The sequence below is a fragment of the Methylobacterium sp. C33D genome (assembly GCF_053345825.1).
On sequence record NZ_JBKFAV010000011.1, the window covers coordinates 127,606 to 146,129 of the forward strand.

The window sequence follows — 18,524 nt, forward strand, 5'->3', positions numbered from 1 at the left end:
TGGATGTCGACGCGCGCCGGGGGACCGCGGCATGAGGGCGCCGGGCAACCTGCGGCAGAACCGACTGATCGAGCCCGCCCTGGCGGTGTGGCTGCGGCTGCGCCTGAACGAGGTCGGTCCCCTCGTCGCCCTGCTCTGCCTGAGCATCCTCGGCTACGGGTTCTTCTACCTCGCCCACGAGGTCGGCGAGGGCTCCACCGCGGCCCTCGACCGGCGGATCCTGCTGGCCCTGCGCAACCCCGCCGATCTCGCCGACCCGATCGGGCCGCCCTGGCTCGAGGAGTCGATGCGCGACATCACCGGGCTCGGCAGCGTCTTCACGGTGCTGTTCCTGACCTGCGCGGTGGCGGCCTATCTCGGCGTGTCCGGGCGCCGGCGCATCGGCCTCTACGTCCTCGCCGCGGTGGGCAGCGGCGAACTGGTCTCGACGGTGCTGAAGATCTTCTACCACCGGCCGCGGCCGGACCTCGTGCCCCACGGCATGGAGGTGTTCACGGCGAGCTTCCCGAGCGGCCACGCCACCATGTCGGCGATCGCCTACCTGACCCTGGCGACCCTCATCGCCCGGGTCGAGCGCAACCGCCGCGCCAAGGCGCTGGTCCTGGCGCTCGGGGTGAGCGTGACGCTGCTGGTCGGCATCAGCCGCATCTATCTCGGCGTGCACTGGCCGAGCGACGTCCTGGCCGGATGGTGCATCGGCGCGGCCTGGGCCTCCCTGTGCTGGTTCGTCGCCCTGCAGTTGCAGCGCCGCGGCGAGGTCGAGGCGCCCGACCCGCCGCCGCCCGCCTGAGCCCGGCGTTAAGGTAAACGGGAGGTTAAAGTGGACGGGCGGGGTCCGTCCGAACCGGATGCCGGTTGTCCCCGCAACCGAAACCATGAGGATCGCGCGATCGTGGTCGAGCGCCGCCGCACTGCCCGACGCCGCGTCTGCCTGGGTGGGCGGCTGCGCGTCGCGGCCTTCCTGCCGGAGATCGACTGCACGGTCCGCGACGTGTCCCTCGACGGGGCGCGGATCCGGCTGCCCGCGGAGGCCGTGCTCCCCGATCGCGTCGAGCTGTCCGTCCCCTGCCGCGGCGAAACCCGCCGCGCCTACGTGGCCTGGCGCGCGGGCGAGTCGGTCGGCCTCGGCTTCGCCGAGACCCGCGCCGCGACGGAGCCCGAGGCGGTCGCCCGCCGGCTCGCCGCCAGCGAGGCGGAGGTGGCGCGTCTGCGCGCCGCGCTTCTCGACGGAAACAGCCCGGATCCGGGTCGCGTTCACTGAGGGCGCGGCTCCGCCACCCGGCGGCTCCGGCGCAAACGGCGGCGCCCCGGACGCCGCGTTCCCGATCCGGCGACACGGCGAGGCCCATGGCGGACGACACCCGGCTCTCACGACGCACTCTCCTCGCGGCCGGAGGCGCCCTGGCCGGCGCCGCGGTGGGCGGCGGCGCGCAGGCCGCCCCGCCGGCGCCCGCTGTCCCGGCCGATACCGGCGCCGTGCAGGGCGGGAAGATCATGTTCCCGAACTGGCGCGGGCCCGGCGACAGGCCGCCCGCCCCGACCCCGGCGCCGCAGCCGCCGGGCCAGCGCGTCGGCTACTGCGTCGTCGGCCTCGGGCGCCTGAGCCTCGACGAGATCCTCCCCGCGTTCGGCGAGAGCAAGCGCGCCCGCCTCGCCGCCGTGATGTCGGGCTCGCCCGACAAGGCGAAGCTCGTGGCGCGGCAGTACGGGCTGCCGGACGACGCCGTCTACGGCTACGACGCGTGGGATCGCCTGAAGGCCAACCCCGACGTCCAGGCGGTCTACATCGTCACACCGAACGGCGTGCACCGGGACAACGTCGTGGCGGCCGCCGCGGCCGGCAAGCAGGTGCTCTGCGAGAAGCCGATGGCGGTGACCTCGGACGAGTGCCGCGAGATGATCGCGGCCTGCGCGAAGGCGGGCGTCAAGCTGATGATCGCCTACCGGTGCCAGTACGAGCCCTACAACCGGGCCGTGATCAAGCTCGCCCGCTCGGGCGAGTTCGGCCGGCCCCGGCTGATCCAGGCCTTCAACGGCCAGACCACCGGGCTGCCGGAGCAGTGGCGCCTGCGGAAGGCGCTGGCGGGCGGCGGCTCGCTGCCGGATATCGGGCTCTACTGCCTGAACACCGCCCGCGCGGTTCTCGGCGAGGAGCCGAACCTGATCCAGGCCCAGATCCACGCGCCGCCGGACGATCCCAAGTACCGCGAGGTCGAGGAGACGGCGAGCTTCACCCTTCACTTCCCGTCCGGCGTGATCGCCCAGTGCCTGTCGAGCTACGGGGTCTACGAGGCGCGGAGCCTGACCCTGCACACCGGGACCGCGTCGGTCGATCTCCAGAACGCCTTCGCCTACCAGGGCCAGCGTCTCTATATCGGCCACCGCGACGGCAGGAACGCCGCCCGGGACGAGAAGGTCCTGAGCCCGAAGAACCAGTTCGCCCTGGAGCTGGATCATTTCGCGCGGTGCATCCAGGAGAACCTGCGGCCCCGCACGCCGGGCGAGGAGGGACTGCAGGATCAGGTCCTGATGGAGGCGATCTACGAGGCCGCCCGGACCGGCGCACCGGTCAAGGTCGGGCCGCCCCCCGGCGCCGGTTCCGGCCTCGACGTGACGCGCGGGCCGGAGCCGGAGGAGCCGGCTTGAGGGGCCTCGGACGGGAAGAGGCGCCTCAGAACGGCAGCAGGATGTCGACGATCTGCTGGCCGTAGCGCGGCTGCTGCACGTCGGTGATCTGGCCCCGGCCGCCGTAGGCGATGCGGGCCTGGGCGATCTTGGCCGAGTCGATGGTGTTGTCGGATTCGATGTCCTCCGGCCGCACCACGCCGGCGACGATCATCTCACGCACCTCGAAGTTGACCCGGATCTCCTGCTTGCCCTCGACCACGAGGTTGCCGTTGGGCAGGACCTGGGTCACCACCGCGGCGACGTTCGTCGTCACCGACTCGGTGCGCTGGACCGAGCCGGCCCCGTCATTGGCGGTGGCCGAGGTGGCGGCGAGCAGCGCGGTGCTGCCCACCCCGAAGGATTTGCCGACCGCGTTGTTCTCCAGGCCGAGGGCGTTGGGCAGGCCGAAGCTCTCGGTGTTGGCGCGGGAGCGCTTGGTCTCGTTGCTGATGTTCGCCTGATCGGTGACCTTGACCTTCACGGTCAGGATGTCGCCGAGCTTGGCTGCGCGCTGGTCCTTGAAGAACGCGCGGGAGCCCGTGCGCCACAGCGAGTTGGGCGCGTACGAGACCGGCTGCACGTCCGGCATCGGCATCCGCACCGGCTTGTAGCCCGGCTGCGCGGTCGGGTCCTCGATCGCCGACAGCGCCGGGGTCGCGCCGACCTGCGAGAGGCGGTCGGCGGTGTTGCAGGCCCCGAGCGCGCCGGCGATCAGGGCGGCGGCGAGCGGGTTCAGGACAGTGCGACGGGCCATCGGGCAATCACTCTTCGACGCGTGCAGGGCGGGCGGTCAGCGCAGGGAGGCGGTCGCCTGGACGGAGGCGGCGCCGGCGGCCTGCTGAGCCGCGGGGCTGGGGCTCACCGAGACCCGGCCGGGGCCGATCACGGTGGCCTGCAGGATCTTCTTGGAGGCGACGTTGACGACGTTGACGACGGCGCCCATGCGGCCGGAATCGTTCGACAGGCCGCGCATCGACAGGCTGATGCTCGGCGTCTCGTACACGATGGTCACGTTCTCGCCGCGCGCGACCAGCTCGGGCGGGGCCGTGTCGGTGACCCGCAGCACCGTGCCGGCCGTCAGCGTGTTCTGGGCGACCTCGCCGAGAATCGCGGTCGCGCTCCCCTGCGCGTCGGGGGCGACGGACTCGCGCGGGCGCCGCTCCAGGGCGACGTCGCCCTCCTTGACCGGCTCGCCGCGATTGAGGTTCCGGGTGAGCACCGCCACCTCGCGCAACTCGATGACCACACCGGAGACGCGCAGCGAGGCCTGCCGCTCGCCGAGGCTGACGAGGCCCGCGACGCGGCGCGTCCGCGGATCGTAGGTCACGTCCAGGGCCGCGGCCTGCCCTTCGAGGTCCACCGGGGCCAGCAGGGTCGGGCCGTCGCCGTCGAAGCGGACCGCGATGCTGGGGGCGTGGAGCCCGTAGCCGGTCTCGAGGCCGCGCTTGAGCGCCGCCTCGATCTCCGGCGGGCCGAGGCGGCGGGCGGCGCGCTGCACGGCGATCTGCAGCCGCCCGCCGGTCTCCAGGCCGTTCAGGCCGAGGGCGGCGGCCGCGTCCAGGATGCGCCGGGTCTGGATCGTCCCGGTGGCGCCGAGGGCGGGCGCGCGGAACAGCGGGCGCGCGCCCAGGAGCTCGGGGGCGCCCTCGACGAGATCGGCCAGCGTCAGGACGTCGCCGCGGGCGGTGACGTCGCCGCGCAGCCGCAGGCCCTCCGCCCGCGCCATGGCGGGGATGGCCAGGGCGCCGAGGAGCGCGAAAGTCAGGAAGGCCAGCACCGCGCGCAGGATGACGGCGCCGCCGAGGGGCATCACCCGCGGCGGCACGCGCCGCACGATCGGGCTGATGTCGTCCCCGTCCCCCGCGGCGACGCGGGGCAGGTCGAGGGTCCCGAAGTCGGGATCGAGCGGGTCGGGGTGCATGCCGGCATACATGGTCAGGGGCCTGAAGCGGGGTGCGGGTCGCGCGGTTAGCTGCGGAACATCTGCGTGGTGGTGGAGAGCATCTGGTCGGCGGCGGTGACGACCTTCGAGTTCATCTCGTAGGCGCGCTGCGCGGCGATGAGGGACGAGATCTCCGTGACGGCGTTCACGTTCGCCTCCTCCAGGTAGCTCTGCTGGAGGTTGCCGAAGCCGTCGGCCCCCGGCAGGCCGCTGATCGCCTGTCCGGAGGCGGCGGTCTCGACGAACAGGTTGTCGCCGATCGACTCGAGGCCGACCTTGTTGACGAAGCGCGAGAGCTGGAACTGGCCCAGCGCCTGCGGCGCCGTCTGACCCGGGATGTTCGCCTGCACGGCGCCCGTGGCGCTGATCGTCACGGACGTCGCGTTCTGCGGCACCGTGATCGCCGGATCGAGCAGGTAGCCGTCGCGGGTGACGAGCTGGCCCTGGGCCGAGAGGTCGAAGGAGCCGTCGCGGGAATAGGCGGTGCGGCCGTCCGGCAGCGTCACCCGGAAGAACCCCTCGCCGCGGATCGCGACGTCGTAGTCCTTCTCGGTCGAGGAGAGCGTGCCCTGCGACATCACGCGGGCCGTCGAGGTGGTCTTCACGCCCGAGCCGAGGCTGAGGCCGGCCGGGAGCTGGGTGTTCTGCTGCGAGGTCGAGGTACCGGCCCGGCGCAGGTTCTGGTAGAGCAGATCCTGGAAGTGCACCTGCTGGCGCTTGTAGCCGGTGGTGCGCAGGTTCGCGATGTTGTTGGAGATGACCTGGACGTTGAGTTCCTGGGCCGCCATGCCGGTGGCGGCGGAGTAGAGGGCGCGCATCGGTCAGGCCTCCTCAGGCGACGTCGGCGAGGCGGCGGATCGCCGTGCCCCGCAGGTCGTCGAGGCGCGAGATCATGCTCGACACCATGGCGTAGGACCGGTTCACGTCCATGAGCCGGGTCATCTCGATGACCGGGCGGACATTGGAGCGCTCCAGCGATTCGGGTTCGAGGCGCCCGTCGATCCCGGCGGGGCGCGCGGGCTCCGGCGAGGCGTAGAGGTTGGTCCCCTCGTTGGTCAGCCGCTGCGGGTTGGCGAAGGTGACGAGCTTGATCCGCCCGCGGATCCCGAGATTGGTCGAGACGGTGCCGTCGGGGCCGATGGCGAGGCCGGTCTCCTGCGGGTTGATGCTGATCGGCCCGCCCTCGCCCACGACCTTGTAGCCGTCGCTGGTGACGAGCGTGCCCTGCGCGTCGAGCTCGAAGGCGCCGTTGCGCGTGTAGCGCTCGCCCTGGGGCGACTGCACGGCGATGAAGGCCGAGCCCTTGACCGCCACGTTGAGCGGGTTGCCGGTCTGCTCGATCGGGCCCTGCCCGAGATCGAGGGTGGTCCCCTGGTCGATCACGTAGGACAGGCGCCGGTCGGGCCGGGCGAACGAGTCCGCGCTCGCCACCGGCATGAGGTACTCCTCGAAGCGGGTGTTCCGCGCCTTGAAGCCCGTGGTCGAGACGTTCGCCATGTTGTTGGCGATCACGTCCAGCTCGCGCTGGAGCGCCATCTGGCTCGACACGCCGACGAAGAGGGCATTCTGCATCGTGGACTCTGGGACTCGCGGGCCGCGGAGGCGGCAACGATCCATTCAGCATCCGCTGTGCCAAAACCCGCTGCGGCGAATTTTATCGGTGTGGCAGAGACTTGGTTAGCCGCGCTCGGAGGTCCCGGCCGCGCCGGGCCTGCGCCGCGGCAAACCTGACCCGGCAGGAATTGCCTCCTTAACGGCGCGTTAACCGTGATGCTCCGATATCGCCGTGTACCTGGCGCGCGGTCTACCGCGAGAGAGCATTATTCCATGGCCAAGAAGCCGAAGAAGGCCTCCGCCGAGGAAGGCGAGGCCGGAGCCGACGGCGCCCCGAAGGGCAAGAAGAAGCTCATGATCATGGTGGCCGTCGCCGTCCTGGTGCTGGCGGCGGGCGGCGGCGCGGGCGCCTACCTGATGATGGGCGGCGGCGGCCACGGCGACGGCAAGGAAGCCGCGCAGGGCGGCGGCCACGGCGGGGGACACGGCGACGCCAAGGGCGCCGGCCCGGACGGCAAGAAGCCCGTGGTCTTCGTCGACGTGCGCGAGATGCTCCTCAACCTCTCCCCCGAGCTGCCGCAGGACAAGGCCAAGTACGCGAAGGTCCGGATCTCCCTCGAGCTGAAGGACGCCAAGGTCGAGGAAGAGGTGAAGCCCCTGATGCCGCGGGTCGAGGACGCGCTGCAGGTCTACATGCGCGAGCTTCGCGCGAGCGACATCACCAACTCGGTGGGCCTGTTCCGGCTGCGGGAGGAGCTGCTGCGCCGGATCAACATCGCCCTCTACCCCGCCAAGGTCGACGCGGTGCTGTTCAAGGACGTGATCGTCCAGTGAGCGTGCCCGCGACCCAGTCGATCCCCTCGCGCGCCGCGCCGCGCCGGGCCCCGAGCGAGCACGCCTGATGGAACCCGAGGACGAACTCCCCGAGGACGACTGGTCGGCGGCCCTCCTGGAACAGGGGGCCGAGGGCGGCGACACGTCGCTGGCCGAGGAGTGGGGCGCGGCGCTCGCCGAGCAGGGCACCACGCGCAACGCGGGCGACGTCGCCGCCGAATGGGCGACGATGATCGAGGACGGGGAGAGCGACAACCTCCCCGAACTCGCCGGCAACGACCGGGTACTCAACCAGGACGAGATCGACGGCGTCCTCGGCTTCTCCATGCGCGAGCTCTCGGCCTCCGGGGCCGGGGGCGTGCAGGCCATCGTCGATTCGGGCGTCGTCCAGTACGAACGCCTGCCGATGCTGGAGATCGTCTTCGACCGGATGATCCGGTTGCTGTCGACCTCCCTGCGCAACCTGTTCCAGGACAACGTCGAGGTGACCCTCGACAACATCACCTCGGTGCGCTTCGGCGACTACCTCAACGCGATCCCGCTGCCGACGCTGCTCGGCGTGTTCCGGGCCGAGCAGTGGGAGAATTCCGGCCTCGTCACGGTCGATTCGAACCTCGCCTACGCGACCTTCGACCTGCTGCTCGGCGGCAAGCGCGGCGGCTCGTCGAGCCGCCTCGACGGGCGGCCCTTCACCGCGATCGAGATGACGCTGGTGCGCCGCCTCGTGGAGATCGTGCTGGGCGACCTGGAGCTCTCGTTCCAGCCGCTCTCGCCCGTGAGCTTCGGCATCGACCGGATCGAGACCAACCCGCGCTTCGCCACCATCACGCGCCCGGGCAACGCCGCGATCCTGATCAGCCTCCGCCTCGACGTCGACGGGCGCGGCGGCATGCTGCAGATCCTGTTCCCCTACGCGACGATCGAGCCGATCCGGGAACTGCTCACCCAGAGCTTCATGGGCGAGAAGCTCGGCCGCGACCACGTCTGGGAGGGCCATCTCGCCACCGAGATCTGGCAGGCCGACGTGACCATGGACGCGGTGCTGCACGAGATGATGCTGCCGCTGAAGCAGGTCATGAGCCTGAAGGTCGGCGAGACGCTGATGTTCGAGGCCAAGCCCTCGGACCTCATCACCGTGCGCTGCGGCGACTGGGCGCTCACGCAGGGGCGGATCGGCCGGGTCGACGGCCACATCGCCGTCCAGGTCACACGGCCGCTGCGCCGCTCGCGCACGACGATCCAGGCCTACGAGGCCTCGATGAACAACCGCTCGGACAATTAGTGCCGATGAGGGTCCGGTCATGAGTCTCTTCGTCACCCTCGCGGCCGACATCCTGGTCGCCGTCCTGCTGGCGGCGACCATCGTCACGTCCCTCAGGCTCTCGCGCCGCATCGGCCAGATGAAGGGCGACGAGGCCGCCCTCCGCCAGACCATCGGGGACCTGATGGTCGCGACCGGCACGGCCGAGCGGGCCATCGCGGGCCTGCGGGCGGCGATCGACGAGGGCGACCGTACCCTGAACGCGAGCCTGGAGACCGCCACGGTCCGCGCCGACGAGCTGCGGCTGCAGGTCGAGGCCGGCGAGGGCGTGATCGCCCGCATCGGCGCCATCGTGGCGCAGATGCGGGCCGTGCCGGTCCGGCCCGAGCCCGCGCCGGAGCCGAGGCCCGCGCCTCAGGCCGTCCCCGAGCCGGCGCGCGCCCCGGAGATCCCGGCCGAGCGCCGGCCGGAGCACGCCGGTCCGAACGGGGAGCGTCTCGGGGTGGCGGCCGCTGCGGCCCTCGCGATGAGCGAGCGCGCCCTCGCCCGCGTCCGGGCGCGCGCCGCGTGACCGGGGTCAAGGCCCCGAAGATCCCGCCGCCGAAGCCGGATCCCGAGGAGCGGATACGCCGCGCCGCCACGGCGCAGCGCCGCGCCCCCCCCAAGCCCGTCCGGCAGTTTCGGCTGCGCCTCGTCGACGCCGTGGCGCTCGCGGCCGGCGGGCTGCTCGTGCTCAAGCTGCTCAGCCTGCTGCAGGCCGGCCTGCCGGAGAGCGCCGCGCTGCCGGAATACGGGCGCGCGGTCGCCCGGGCGCGCACCGGCTTCGAGCCCTTCGATCCGGTGACGACCGGATCGGTGGGCGCCAAGGAGGCGCCGGCCGCCGCGGCCGAGAAGCCGTCGGCCCCGGCCCAGCCCGCGCCCCCCGCGCCGCCCGCAGCCTCGGCGGCCGGGAGCTCGAACTCGCCCACCGAGCGCCTGCTCCTGGAGAAGCTCGGCGCCCGGCGCGACGCCCTGCGCCAGAAGAGCGACGAGCTGGAGCTGCGCGAGAAGATGCTGGGCGAGGCCGAGCGCAAGCTCGAGACCGGGCTCGGCGACCTCAAGAAGGCCGAGGACAAGGTCGATGCCGCCGCCAAGGCGAAGGAGGAGGCCGAGAAGCAGGGCCTGAAGAACATCGTCACGATGTACGAGGCGATGAAGCCCAAGGACGCCGCCCGGGTGTTCGACCGCCTCGGGCTCGACGTGCTGGTCCCGATCGTGCTGGCCATGAACCCCCGCAAGATGTCCGAGGTCCTGGCGGTGATGCAGCCCGAGACCGCCGAGCGCCTGACCGTGGCCCTCGCCAACCGCGCCCGCGGCACCGCGGGGCCGCAGGCCCAGGCGGGAACGGGGCTCCCGGCGAACGAGTTGCCGGCGATCGATCCCGGGGCGCCCCTGCGCTAGGTCCGGGCCCCGCCGGACGCGGGGCCGACCTCCCGGGCCGCCGGCCCGTCCGTCCGTCCGGCCGCGTCGTGCCGGCCCGCCCCGTGCGGCGTCCGCGCGGGCTAGGGTCCGGGGCCGGGCGCGCTATAAGGGGCACATGTCAGAGGCCGATCCCCAGCCGCTCCTCGCCGTCGAGGACCTCTCCGTGGCGTTCCGCGCGCGGGAGGGCGAGACCGTGGCGGTCGACGGCGTCTCCTTCACCATCCGCCGCGGCGAGACCGTCGCGCTCGTGGGCGAATCGGGTTCGGGCAAGTCGGTGACCGCGCTGGCGATCCTGCGCCTCCTCGACCCCGCGGCCCGCCAGGACGGGCGGATCCTGTTCGCGGGCCGCGACCTCGCGCGGCTGCCCGAGCGGGCGATGCGGGACGTGCGCGGCGCCGACATCACCATGGTGTTCCAGGAGCCGATGACCTCGCTGAACCCGCTCCACACGATCGAGCGGCAGATCGGCGAGGTGCTCGGCCTGCACCGCGGCCTCACCGGCAAGGCGGCCCGCCGGCGGATCCTGGAGCTTCTGGAACTCGTAGGCCTGCGCGACGCCGAGCGGCGCATGGGCGCCTACCCGCACGAGCTCTCCGGCGGCCAGCGCCAGCGCGTGATGATCGCCATGGCCCTCGCCTGCGAGCCGGACCTCCTGGTCGCCGACGAGCCGACCACGGCCCTCGACGTGACCGTCCAGGCGCAGATCCTGGCGCTGCTCGCCGACCTGCAGAAGCGCCTCGGCATGGCGATGCTGTTCATCACCCACGATCTCGGCATCGTCGAGCGGATCGCCGACCGCGTCTGCGTGATGCTGAAGGGCAAGATCGTGGAGGCCGGCGCGACCGCGGCCGTCTTCGCCGACCCGCAGCACGCGTACACCCGCCGCCTGATCGCCTCCGAGCCGAAGGGCCGGGCTAACCCCGTCCCGGCCGACGCCGCGCCGCTCCTCGAGGCCGGGCCCCTGAAGGTCTGGTTCCCGCTGAAGTCGGGTCTGCTCCGGCGCGTCACCGGCCACGTCAGGGCCGTGGACGGCGTCTCCCTGCGGGTCCGGACCGGCGAGACCATCGGGGTCGTCGGCGAGTCCGGCTCGGGCAAGACCACCCTCGGCCTCGCCCTGCTGCGGCTCACGGGCTCGGAGGGCCCGATCGTCTTCCTCGGCAAGGCGATCGACGGCTACGGCGTGGCGCAGATGCGCCCGCTGCGGAAGGACATGCAGGTGGTCTTCCAGGATCCCTACGGGTCCCTGTCGCCGCGCATGTCGGTGGCCGACATCGTCGCCGAGGGACTGGTGGTCCAGGGCACGGCGCGCTCCCGGGCCGAGCGCCGGGCCGTGGTCGCCAAGGCGCTCACCGATGTCGGGCTCGATCCGGCCGCCATGGACCGCTACCCGCACGAGTTCTCCGGCGGCCAGCGCCAGCGCGTCGCCATCGCGCGGGCGATGGTGCTCAATCCCCGCTTCGTCGTCCTCGACGAGCCGACCTCGGCCCTCGACCGCTCGGTCCAGGCGCAGATCGTGACCCTGCTGCGCGACCTCCAGCGCGAGCGCGGCCTCGCCTACCTGTTCATCAGCCACGACCTGAAGGTGGTGCGGGCGCTCGCCAACTACGTGATCGTCATGCAGAACGGCCGCGTGGTCGAGGAGGGCGCGGCGGAGACGATCTTCGCCGATCCCCAGACGCCCTACACCCGCGCCCTGTTCAAGGCCGCCTTCGCGCTCGAGAGCGACGCGCCCGCCGAGCTGGAGTCCGCCTGACCGTGGCGCGCGCCCTCATCATCGTCCTCGATTCCGTGGGCGTCGGCGGGGCTCCGGACGCGGACCGATACGGCGATGCCGGGTCCGACACGCTGGGGCACATCGCCGAGCGCTGCGCGGCGGGAAGCGGCGACCGGGCGGGGCTGCGCGCCGGCCCCCTGCGGCTGCCCCACCTCGCCGAACTCGGGCTCGGCTTGGCGGCCGCCGGGGCCTCGGGCCGGATCCCGCCGAATCTCGCCCCGGCCGGCCCGCCCCGCGGCGCCTACGGCCACGCGGTGGAGCGGGCCGCCGGCAAGGACACGCCCTCCGGCCACTGGGAGATCGCCGGGCTGCCCCTGACCGAGCCCTGGGGGCATTTCCCCGAGACCCGGCCGGCTTTCCCGCCGGAGCTGGTCCGCGCGCTCGTCGCCGAGGGCGGCCTCCCGGGCATCCTGGGCGACTGCCACGCGCCGGGCGTCGCGATCATCGACGCGCTGGGCGCCGAGCACCTCCGGACCGGCCGGCCGATCTGCTACACCTCGGCCGACAGCGTCTTCCAGATCGCCGCCCACGAGGAGGCGTTCGGGCTGGAGCGGCTCTACGACCTGTGCCGCGCGGCGCGCCGCCTGTGCGACCCCTACCGCGTCTGCCGGGTGATCGCCCGGCCGTTCGTGGGGACACCGGAGACGGGCTTCCGCCGGACCGGCAACCGCAAGGATCTCGCCGTCGCCCCGCCCGGGCGCACGCTGCTCGACCGCGCCGAGGCGGCCGGCCGCGCCGTGGTGAGCGTCGGCAAGATCGGCGACATCTTCGCCCACCGCGCCACCGGCCGCGAGATCAGGCCGGGCCCGAACGCGGCCTGCGTGACCGCGGGGCTCGACGCGCTGGCGACGCTCCCGGAGGGCGGCCTGATCTTCGTCAACCTCGTCGATTTCGACACCGAGCACGGCCACCGGCGCGACGTGCCGGGCTACGCCGCGGAGCTGGAGGCGTTCGACGCCCGCCTCCCCGAGATCCGGGCGGCGCTGGCGCCGGGCGACCTCGCGGTCATCACGGCGGACCACGGCAACGATCCGACCTGGACCGGGACCGACCACACCCGCGAGCAGGTCCCGGTGCTGGCCTTCGGCCCCGGCGTGGCCGGCCGGCCGATCGGGCGGCGGGAGACCTTCGCGGATATCGGCGCCACCGTGGCGGCCCATCTCGGCCTCGCCTGGGACGGGGCCGGAACACCGTTCCTTTAGGGAGGACACGACGTGCGGGACGACGACGACCGGCCGCGCAAGGCCGTTGCCCACGAGATCGGGCAGCCCCTCGACACGCTCTCGCTCGGGGATCTCGACGAGCGCGTCGCGCTCCTGCGCGCCGAGATCGCCCGGCTCGAGGCGGCGCGGGCCGCCAAGCAGGCGGCGCAGGGCGCGGCCGACGCCTTCTTCAAGCGGGGCTGAGGCTTGGACCGGAGCGAAACCCTCGCCGCCCTGCGGCGCGGCGATCTCGGCGGCGCGCGCGAGCTGCGGCTGCCCGACGGGCTCGCAGCGGTGCCGGACGAGGTCTTCGCCCTCGCCGACACGCTGGAGGTGCTGGATCTCGGCCGGGGCAGCCTCGCCGACCTGCCGGACGATCTCGGCCGCCTCCACCGCCTGCGCGTGCTGTTCTGCTCCGGCAACCCGTTCCCGCGGCTCCCGCCGGTCCTCGGCACCTGCCCGGCGCTCAGCCAGCTGGGCTTCCGCGGCTGCGGCATCCGCGAGGTGCCGGCGGAATCGCTGCCGCGCGATCTGCGCTGGCTGACGCTGACCGACAACGCGATCGCGGAGCTGCCCGCCGCCCTCGGCGAGCGGCCGCGCCTGCAGAAGCTGATGCTGGCCGGCAACCGGCTCACCGCGCTGCCCGACAGCCTGTCGGGGGCGGGCGACCTCGAGCTGATCCGGCTCGCCTGCAACCGTCTCGCCGCGCTCCCGCCCTGGCTCGCGCGCCTGCCCCGCCTGGCCTGGATCGCCTACGCCGGCAACCCCGCCGAGCCGGCGACGGCGCCGGCGGCGGCCCCCGCGGTGCCGTGGGCCGACCTCGCCGTCGGCGACCTGCTCGGCGAGGGCGCCTCGGGGCGGGTGTACCGGGCCCGCCGGCGGGGGCCGTCCGGCGGCGAGGACGTGGCCCTGAAGCTGTTCAAGGGCGCGATGACCAGCGACGGCCTGCCCGAGCGGGAGATGGAGGCCTGCCTCGCCGCCGGGACGCACCCGGCCCTCACGGGCGCGCTCGGCCGGCTCGACGGCCATCCCGACGGCGCCCGCGGGCTGCTGCTCCGGCTCCTGCCCGCGCACTGGCGCGTGCTCGCCGGGCCGCCGAGCCTCGCGAGCTGCAGCCGCGACGTCTACGATCCGGACCTGCGCCTCGACGGCGCGGCGGCCCTGCGGATCGCCCGCGCCGTCGCCGAGGCGGTGGCGCACCTGCACGGGCGGGGCCTGCTGCACGGCGACGTCTACGCCCACAACACGCTCTGGGATGCCGGGACCGGCGCGGCCGTGCTCGGCGATCTCGGGGCGGCCTCGGCCCTGCCGGACGGGCCGCCCGGCGCGGCGCTGGCGCAGGTCGAGGTCCGCGCGGTGGGCATCCTGATCGGCGAGCTGCTCGACCGCTGCGCCGCGCCGCCGGACTCCCTGCGCGCCCTGGCGCGGGCCTGCACGGCGCCGGATCCCGACGGCCGGCCGGGCCTCGGGGTGGTGATCGACGAGATCGCGCGGCTCCAGGCCTGATCGCGCGGCCTCGAGCGGTGCCGGGAGGGGTCCGCTGCCTCAGTCGGGAATATCGCCCTGCCCGCGCGCGACCACCGCGAACAGGTCGCCGAGGGCCGCGAGGCTCGCGGCCTGGAGCTGGGCCGCCGGCACCACGCCGCCGTCCGGACCGGGCAGGTCCCGCGTCGCCGTGGCGGCCGCCACGACGGTGGGGCGGAACCCGAGGTTGAAGGCGCTCCGGGCGGTGGAGTTGACGCACATATGCGTCATGAATCCCGCCAGGACGACGTCCTTCACGCCGGCCTGCTCGAGCCGCGCCTGGAGGTCGGTGCCCACGAAGGAGCTGGGATAGGCCTTGGTGACGACCGGCTCGTCGCCCTGCGGCGCCACCTCCGGGCTGATCTGGCCGATCGGGGCCGTCACGTCGTAGGGCGAGCCCGGCCCGGCATCGTGGCGGACGTGGATCACCGGGATCCCGGCCTCGCGCGCCCGTCGCAGCAGCGCCGCCGCCTCGCGGAGCGCGGGCTCGACGCCGTCGAGCCGCATCACGCCCTCCCGGTAGGTCTGCTGCAGGTCGATCATCACGAGCGCCGAGCTTCTGAGCGGGGCCGGCGCGGGGCTCAGGCCGGACAGGCCGCGCAGGGTTGCCAGATCGGACATCGGCGGTTCCTCCCGTGGGGCCGCGTCGGGGGCGGCTCTCTGAGCCCGGGACGCTACGACGGCGCGGCCCGGTCGCGCCAGTGTGCAAAGGTGCAACGCTCGCGCGCCGGGGCCGGATGATCCCCCAGGAAGGTTGGCCGCGCGGATTGATCCGCCCCCGCGCGTCGCTACATGCGCGGCGTGACCGCCCCGCCCCTGCGCCTCGGCGCGCTGCTCCTCGCCCTCGCCTGCGCGCATCCGGCCGCGGCCGCCCCGTCCGAGGGGGCGACCGAGACCGTCGAGCAGGCCCTGTGCCGCCTCATCGACGACTCGGCCAGGGCCCGCGGCCTGCCGGTGCCGTTCCTCACCCGCCTGATCTGGCGCGAGAGCAGCTTCCGCGTCGGGGTGGTGAGTCCGGCCGGCGCGCAGGGCGTCGCGCAGTTCATGCCCGGGACGGCCCGGGAGCGCGGCCTCCTCGACCCGTTCGACCCCGAGCAGGCGATCCCGCACGCGGCGCACCTGCTCGCCGACCTGAAGACGCAGTTCGGCAACCTCGGGCTCGCCGCCGCGGCCTACAACGGCGGCGCCGCGCGGGTCAGCAAGTGGCTCGCCGGCGACGGCGGCCTGCCCGCCGAGACCCGGGCCTACGTGGCCGCGATCACCGGCCAGCCGGTGGACGACTGGCGGATCGGCCCCGGCAAGGCGATCGAATTCCCGGAGGGCGGCGCGCCCGCCAAGTCCGACGGCAAGTCCAACAGCAAGCCCGAGGCAAAGGATCCGAAGGACGCCAAGCCGGAGGCGCCGCAGACCTGCCTGCAGGTCACCGCCAGCCTGCGCGTCCCGTCGCGCGGCGACCGCTTCGCCCTCGGCCTCAACGAGGGGCCGGCCGCCCCCTGGGGCATCCAGCTGGCCGGCAACTTCTCCAAGGCGCTGGCACTCCAGAGCTTCAACCGCGCGCGGAGCGCCTACGCGGGGGTGATCGGCGAGGTGCGGCCGATGATCATCGGCACGCGCCTGCGCAACCGCGGGACCCGCGCCTTCTACCGGATCCGCATCCCGGCGCAGAGCCGGCAGGCGGCCGATGACCTGTGCGGCCGCATCCGCAAGGTCGGCGGCGCCTGCATCGTGCTGCGGACCTGATTTTTCGTGATCCGCCCCGAGACCGTCATCAATCCGCCCCGAGGGCGGTGCGGTATGATCGGATCGGGACAACCGGATGGGATATGACACGTCTCCTCACCGCGCTCGCGAGCCTGCTCTGCCTCGGGCTCGCCGCGTTCGGCTTCACCGCCGCCTCGCCGCTCGCGCTGTTCGACGCGATCGGCCCGCGCGATCCGGGGGGGCGGCTCGCCGCGAAGGACCAGCCCTTCGGCGAGGGGCCGCGACGGCGGCTCGACGTCTACGTTCCCACCGCGGGCGCCGAGAACGCGCCGGTCCTGGTGTTCTTCTACGGCGGCTCCTGGCAGAGCGGCGCCAAGGACGACTACGCCTTCGTCGGTCACGCCCTCGCGGCGCAGGGCTTCGTCACGGTGCTGCCCGATTACCGGCTCTACCCGGAGGCGCCGTTCCCCGGCTTCCTCGAGGACGGCGCCGAGGCCATCGCGTGGGTGCGCGACAACATCGCCGGCTACGGCGGCGACCCGCGCCGCATCGTGCTCGCCGGCCACTCGGCGGGCGCCTACAACGCCGTGATGCTCGGTCTCGACCCGCGCTACGTGATCGCCGCCGGCGTCGATCCCAAGGTGATCAAGGCCGTCGCCGGGCTGTCCGGCCCCTACGACTTCCTGCCGTTCGACCAGGACACCACCGTCAAGGTGTTCGGCAAGGCCCCCGATCCGGAGGCCACGCAGCCCGTCGCCTTCGCGGGCCCGCTCTCGCCCCCGGCCTTCCTGGCGACCGGCGACGCCGACACGGTGGTGAAGCCGCGGCACACGGTCAGCCTCGCCGCCAAGCTGCGGGCCGAGCACGTCCCGGTCCAGGAACGCCTCTACCCGGGCCTCGACCACAAGGACACGCTGCTGGCGCTGTCCGTCACCTTCCGCTCGAAGGCGCCGGAACTCGCCGAGATGGCGTCCTTCCTGATGCGGCAATCCGCCGGCCGCTCGCAGTACACGATGCGGCGCTGACCGCTTAAGGGCGCGCGTCAAGGTTATCGCGCGATCGTCGGGCAGAACGGTCCGATTTCGCGTCGCCCGGCACCCGCGGCCCGCTAGAATGGTCCTGGCCGCGCGGCGCGGCCTCGCGGTGGGACGGCATGGCTTCTGCGGACGCGGCGATCGGGATCCCGGCCGACGGGCGGCAGCGCGGCGTCGCGGGCCGCGACGTGCCGGACGTGCTGCGCGTGCTCCTGAACGGGGCCGTCTTCGTCCTGCTCTGGAACCACGTCTGGCTGAAGGACCTGTCCGACCGGTCGATGCTCGCGGCCTCCGAGGACGGCAGCCTGCTGACGCAGATCCTGTTCCTGAGCGCCGGCGCCGCCATGGCGGCGGCGATCCACCGGATCGGCGTCCGCCATCTCCGTCCCCTGGTGACGCGGCCGCTCGTGCTGTGCGCGGTCTGGCTCGGGGCGACGGCGCTGCTCTCCATCGAACCGAGCCTGTCGCTGCGCCGGCTCGCGCTCTTCGCCATCGCCGCGATGCTCTCGGCGGGCGTGTTGATCGTGGCCCGCTCGCCCCGGCAACTGGCCCTGACCATGGCCGGGTCCGCCCTGGTCATCGTGCTCGCCTCCTACCTCGCGGTCGCCTTCGTGCCGAACCTCGCGATCCACTCGGCCTTCGACGTCAATTCCGATCCGAGCCACCCGGGCCTCTGGCGCGGGATCTTCCCGCAGAAGAACGAGGCCGGCGCCGCCATGGTGATCCTGGTCATCGTCGGCCTCTACGTCGCCACCGTGGCGAGCCGCGTCCTCGGCTGGGCGATCGTGCTCCTGGCGGCCGGGTTCCTGGTGGCGAGCGGCTCCAAGACCGCGATCCTGCTCCTGCCGGTAATCCTCGCCGTGACCGGCCTGTGCCAGGTCCTGACCGGCGGGGTCCTGCGCCGCCTGCTGCTCCTCGGTCCGGTGATCGGGTTCTCGCTGATCTCCATCGGCTCGGTGCTCGCGCCGCCGATCCAGGAGGCGGTGGGCTCGCTGCTCACCGACGCGACCTTCACGGGTCGCAGCGAGATCTGGGAGTTCGCCATCGACAACATCATGATCCGGCCCTGGCGCGGCTGGGGGATCGGCGCCTTCTGGATGACCGAGCGGACCATGTATGCCGGCTCCGAGGAGCTGACCTGGGTCAACACCGTCGACCACGCCCACAACGCCTATCTCGACACCGCGCTGATCGGCGGCCTGCCGTTCCTCGCCCTGACCGTGGTGGCCTTCGTGCTCGCCCCGGTGCGCGACCTGCAGCGCGTGGCCGGCGGCACGCGCCTCGACGCGGAGACCCTGCTGTTCCTGAGGCTGTGGTTCCTCGGGCTGGTCTCGGCCTCCTTCGAGACGGTGCTCTACAACGGCAACAACGCCACCTGCTGCATGTTCATGATGGCGGTGTTCGGCCTGCGCCTGCGCACCCGCTACGCCGTCGCGGCGGGCTGAAGCGGCCCGGGCGCCCGGACATCACGCGCCGGCCGCGGAAGGCCGCACGACGTGCGTGCGCGCGTCCCGATGTGCCTCGGCGAAAACCGCTTCTCCCGTCCGCGCGGCTTCTGTCCGATAGCGGA

General features: G+C 73.3%; 19 protein-coding genes. 14 read left to right on the forward strand and 5 right to left on the reverse strand.

Annotation, left to right across the window (positions count from 1 at the left end):
• The first annotated feature begins 31 nt into the window (after window positions 1-31).
• From ACLBXO_RS11075 to ACLBXO_RS11085, 3 genes are all read left to right on the forward strand, one after another.
• Window positions 32-790 carry a phosphatase PAP2 family protein gene (locus tag ACLBXO_RS11075; RefSeq protein WP_012317831.1) on the forward strand — a complete coding sequence of 253 codons (759 nt, stop codon included), beginning with the start codon at window positions 32-34 and terminating at the stop codon, window positions 788-790.
• Between the two features lie 102 nt (window positions 791-892).
• The gene (locus ACLBXO_RS11080) at window positions 893-1,261 is read left to right on the forward strand and encodes a PilZ domain-containing protein (protein WP_447685405.1); all 369 of its coding nucleotides are present in this window, start codon (window positions 893-895) and stop codon (window positions 1,259-1,261) included.
• Window positions 1,262-1,347: 86 nt separating this feature from the next.
• Complete coding sequence (locus ACLBXO_RS11085) at window positions 1,348-2,646, forward strand: Gfo/Idh/MocA family protein (protein WP_331312522.1); 1,299 nt, start codon at window positions 1,348-1,350, stop codon at window positions 2,644-2,646.
• Between the two features lie 25 nt (window positions 2,647-2,671).
• On the opposite strand, the gene flgH is transcribed toward ACLBXO_RS11085, so the two are convergent.
• The 4 genes from flgH to flgF are packed head-to-tail and all read right to left on the reverse strand — an operon-like array spanning window position 2,672 to window position 6,181.
• Window positions 2,672-3,421, reverse strand: coding sequence for a flagellar basal body L-ring protein FlgH (gene flgH, locus ACLBXO_RS11090; protein ID WP_331312521.1), 750 nt, complete (start codon window positions 3,419-3,421; stop codon window positions 2,672-2,674).
• A 36-nt stretch (window positions 3,422-3,457) separates the two neighbouring features.
• Entirely contained in the window at window positions 3,458-4,600 is a 1,143-nt protein-coding gene (gene flgA, locus ACLBXO_RS11095) for a flagellar basal body P-ring formation chaperone FlgA (RefSeq protein ID WP_447685406.1), read from the reverse strand.
• A 35-nt stretch (window positions 4,601-4,635) separates the two neighbouring features.
• Window positions 4,636-5,427 carry a flagellar basal-body rod protein FlgG gene (gene flgG, locus ACLBXO_RS11100; protein WP_331312519.1) on the reverse strand — a complete coding sequence of 264 codons (792 nt, stop codon included), beginning with the start codon at window positions 5,425-5,427 and terminating at the stop codon, window positions 4,636-4,638.
• Between the two features lie 13 nt (window positions 5,428-5,440).
• Window positions 5,441-6,181 carry a flagellar basal-body rod protein FlgF gene (gene flgF, locus ACLBXO_RS11105; protein WP_331312518.1) on the reverse strand — a complete coding sequence of 247 codons (741 nt, stop codon included), beginning with the start codon at window positions 6,179-6,181 and terminating at the stop codon, window positions 5,441-5,443.
• A 255-nt stretch (window positions 6,182-6,436) separates the two neighbouring features.
• Between flgF and fliL the strand changes: the two genes are divergently transcribed.
• From fliL to ACLBXO_RS11145, 8 genes are all read left to right on the forward strand, one after another.
• On the forward strand, window positions 6,437-6,997 hold the full coding sequence (gene fliL, locus ACLBXO_RS11110) for a flagellar basal body-associated protein FliL (protein WP_331312517.1): 561 nt from the start codon (window positions 6,437-6,439) through the stop codon (window positions 6,995-6,997).
• Window positions 6,998-7,061: 64 nt separating this feature from the next.
• Window positions 7,062-8,279 (forward strand): flagellar motor switch protein FliM, encoded by a 1,218-nt coding sequence (gene fliM, locus ACLBXO_RS11115; protein ID WP_331312571.1) that lies wholly within the window; start codon window positions 7,062-7,064, stop codon window positions 8,277-8,279.
• A gap of 19 nt (window positions 8,280-8,298) precedes the next feature.
• Window positions 8,299-8,829, forward strand: a complete 531-nt coding sequence (locus ACLBXO_RS11120; protein WP_447685407.1) for a DUF6468 domain-containing protein — start codon at window positions 8,299-8,301, stop codon at window positions 8,827-8,829.
• Window positions 8,826-9,698 carry a MotE family protein gene (locus ACLBXO_RS11125; RefSeq protein ID WP_447685408.1) on the forward strand — a complete coding sequence of 291 codons (873 nt, stop codon included), beginning with the start codon at window positions 8,826-8,828 and terminating at the stop codon, window positions 9,696-9,698. The genes ACLBXO_RS11120 and ACLBXO_RS11125 overlap by 4 nt, the downstream gene beginning before the upstream one ends.
• A gap of 136 nt (window positions 9,699-9,834) precedes the next feature.
• Complete coding sequence (locus tag ACLBXO_RS11130) at window positions 9,835-11,472, forward strand: ABC transporter ATP-binding protein (RefSeq protein ID WP_447685409.1); 1,638 nt, start codon at window positions 9,835-9,837, stop codon at window positions 11,470-11,472.
• 2 nt (window positions 11,473-11,474) lie between these two features.
• The gene (locus ACLBXO_RS11135; RefSeq protein ID WP_447685410.1) at window positions 11,475-12,695 is read left to right on the forward strand and encodes a phosphopentomutase; all 1,221 of its coding nucleotides are present in this window, start codon (window positions 11,475-11,477) and stop codon (window positions 12,693-12,695) included.
• Between the two features lie 12 nt (window positions 12,696-12,707).
• On the forward strand, window positions 12,708-12,899 hold the full coding sequence (locus ACLBXO_RS11140) for a DUF1192 domain-containing protein (RefSeq protein ID WP_012317818.1): 192 nt from the start codon (window positions 12,708-12,710) through the stop codon (window positions 12,897-12,899).
• Window positions 12,900-12,902: 3 nt separating this feature from the next.
• Complete coding sequence (locus ACLBXO_RS11145; protein WP_447685411.1) at window positions 12,903-14,201, forward strand: leucine-rich repeat-containing protein kinase family protein; 1,299 nt, start codon at window positions 12,903-12,905, stop codon at window positions 14,199-14,201.
• Window positions 14,202-14,240: 39 nt separating this feature from the next.
• Here ACLBXO_RS11145 and ACLBXO_RS11150 read toward each other — a convergent pair whose 3' ends face one another.
• Window positions 14,241-14,840, reverse strand: coding sequence for a cysteine hydrolase family protein (locus ACLBXO_RS11150; protein WP_447685412.1), 600 nt, complete (start codon window positions 14,838-14,840; stop codon window positions 14,241-14,243).
• Window positions 14,841-15,011: 171 nt separating this feature from the next.
• Here ACLBXO_RS11150 and ACLBXO_RS11155 point away from each other — a divergent pair, with 171 nt between their 5' ends.
• The 3 genes from ACLBXO_RS11155 (at window position 15,012) to ACLBXO_RS11165 (ending at window position 18,399) form a co-directional block, all read left to right on the forward strand.
• Window positions 15,012-15,959, forward strand: coding sequence for a lytic transglycosylase domain-containing protein (locus tag ACLBXO_RS11155; RefSeq protein WP_447685413.1), 948 nt, complete (start codon window positions 15,012-15,014; stop codon window positions 15,957-15,959).
• Window positions 15,960-16,042: 83 nt separating this feature from the next.
• A complete protein-coding gene (locus ACLBXO_RS11160) occupies window positions 16,043-16,945 on the forward strand; it encodes an alpha/beta hydrolase (RefSeq protein ID WP_012317814.1) in 903 nt (300 codons plus the stop codon).
• A 128-nt stretch (window positions 16,946-17,073) separates the two neighbouring features.
• Window positions 17,074-18,399 carry an O-antigen ligase family protein gene (locus tag ACLBXO_RS11165; RefSeq protein ID WP_447685414.1) on the forward strand — a complete coding sequence of 442 codons (1,326 nt, stop codon included), beginning with the start codon at window positions 17,074-17,076 and terminating at the stop codon, window positions 18,397-18,399.
• Window positions 18,400-18,524 lie beyond the last annotated feature (125 nt).